This is a genomic window from Oleiphilus sp. HI0132 (assembly GCF_001635845.1).
In genome coordinates this window covers 1-2,068 of sequence record NZ_LWGJ01001223.1, presented here as the reverse complement: position 1 = coordinate 2,068, position 2,068 = coordinate 1, and the positions used below count along the sequence as shown (strand labels likewise).

2 protein-coding genes are annotated in these 2,068 nt (G+C 41.8%); one reads left to right on the top strand and one right to left on the bottom strand.

Going from position 1 to position 2,068, the window contains the following annotated elements:
* Positions 1 to 1,029, top strand: a 1,029-nt coding sequence (locus A3766_RS17920; protein WP_156508956.1) for an AraC family transcriptional regulator, incomplete at its 5' end; no start/stop codon positions are given.
* A gap of 175 nt (positions 1,030 to 1,204) precedes the next feature.
* On the opposite strand, the gene A3766_RS17915 is transcribed toward A3766_RS17920, so the two are convergent.
* On the bottom strand, positions 1,205 to 2,068 hold an 864-nt coding region (locus A3766_RS17915), incomplete at its 5' end, for an ABC transporter substrate-binding protein (protein WP_231882920.1).

Sequence of the window (2,068 nt, the reverse complement as noted above, 5' to 3'; positions counted from 1 at the left end):
AATGCTCGTTTTCCAGGTTGGGGAAGCGGTCAGGTGACAATCTTGCTTGAATATGCCTTATCTAAAGGCCTATCCACTAAGCGAGTATTGGAGGGCTCTGGTATTACACTCGAAAGCCTTGAACATAGTGACCCGTCCTTAGACCAAGAATTGCGTGTGATTAAAAATTTGCTTGCTTGTATGCCCACTCATCCTTTTAGAGTAGGCTTTGATGTTGGTTTACATTGCAATGCAAACTCATTCGGTTTGATGGGGCAAGCCCTTCTTGCTTGTAAAACACCAAAAGCTATTATCAACTTCGCCTCACAGCATTTAAATGGTGAATTGAATTTTTCAATCATAAAACCACGTATCTATAAGTCTTCGGTAAAGACGACTTTTGATTATCGTAGAGGCCTGTGTGATAAAAGCGTCTCTTTCGTTCTAGGGAGGGATATGGGCTCAGCCATCTCATTTCAGGAAACCTTGTACAACGATATTCCTGACATTGTCGTAGAAGTTGGGTTTAAAGGAGAGCCTCTACCCGGAATGGAAGAGATAGGTGAATACTATCGCTGCCCAGTTAAGTTCGAGCAAAACGATAATTATTTGCTCAATGACATACGTGTAATGGATATCGTCATGCCATTAGGTAACCGTATGATGGAAAAAATCTTAACCAAACGAATCCAAAAATATGTTGATCAACTACCTGATATGCTTACCATTGAATCAAAGACACAACGCTACTTCGAGGAAAATGGCTACCAAGACTTGAGCAAAGAACAACTGGCTAAAGCGCTCAATATTTCATCACGAACGCTTACACGCTATCTAACAAAAGAAGGGACAAACTGGAGAAAACTATCTAATCAACTTCGTATGGATAGAGCTAAGGAATACTTAATCAGTACACCTGAAGGCATTGAACAGATTGCTTTTAAAGTCGGCTTCTCTAACGCGAGTAGCTTCTCAAGCGCATTTTCTCGTGAGGTAGGGCGAAGCCCACTCGAGTTTAGGCTAACAAATTCTTGGGGGGAAACCCAATAAGTTTGTTAGGGTGGCGTATCATTCAAAGCAGCGAATAACCTCGTTATGGGACGTTAATGATCACTCCTAATAGGCAATATGCCACGTTTTTAAAAAGAGCGGTGCTAGCGCTTCGCAAAAATAAATGCGTGACCTTTCCACAGTTTAAAGATTCGATGAAGCTCTGAGTTACTCGTTATCGAATTACTAGGCCTTTCGCACCTTGAGAACCCAGGCGACTTACTTTTGATTTGATTCCCTGCTGTTTATAGATCTTTTCGAGTAGACCTGTCTTTATGGCGCCATCTAGAGCTATGTTAAATTGTTCACGCAACTCTAAGGCCCCACTCTTCTTGCGAGTAAAGCCGACATGAAAGGCCTTGATAGGTCCGACTGCTTTAGGAATATAGTCAATGTTCCGAAACAAAGGTGCATACTGATCAATATAAAACTGACATACCAGCTTGTTGCATATAAATAGCTCGATGTGCTCGCGGTTCAATTTTTTTAAGTTGTCGAGTGTTGGGTTTTGTGAAAACAGCGGAGCTGTCTTTATGAGCCCTTCACGCTCAGCAGCTTGGAACGCTATAGGATAATGGTAGCCTGCATTTGACCCGATACTATAAGGCTGAAGATCTGATAAAGTCTCCCACGATATTTCTGACGATCTTCTTTTGAAAAATACAGTATCAATTATTGAGATAGGGTTAGAAAAGTATGCAGATTTGCTTCTCGACTCGCTGTAGGTATACGGATATACCCCGTCAACAAGACCGCCCTCCACCATTAAAAGTGCTCTTTTTGCTGGGACCGAAGTAATCTCCAGCTGATAGCCCATTGTTTCAAAAATCTCATGTAGCAGTTGTGTAACGCTTCCGACGACTTTCCCAGCTTCTACGAAACTATGCGGAGCATGCTCAACGGTGACAAAGTGAAGTTCTTTCGAGGTCGTTTGGACGCTAAATAAACAAAGGCTCAAGAAACAAAAGGATGCTCTGAGAAATGGCAGGACATTGAAATCATGCAACATGTTTAATAGTCTTTTTCTGAAACGCGATTT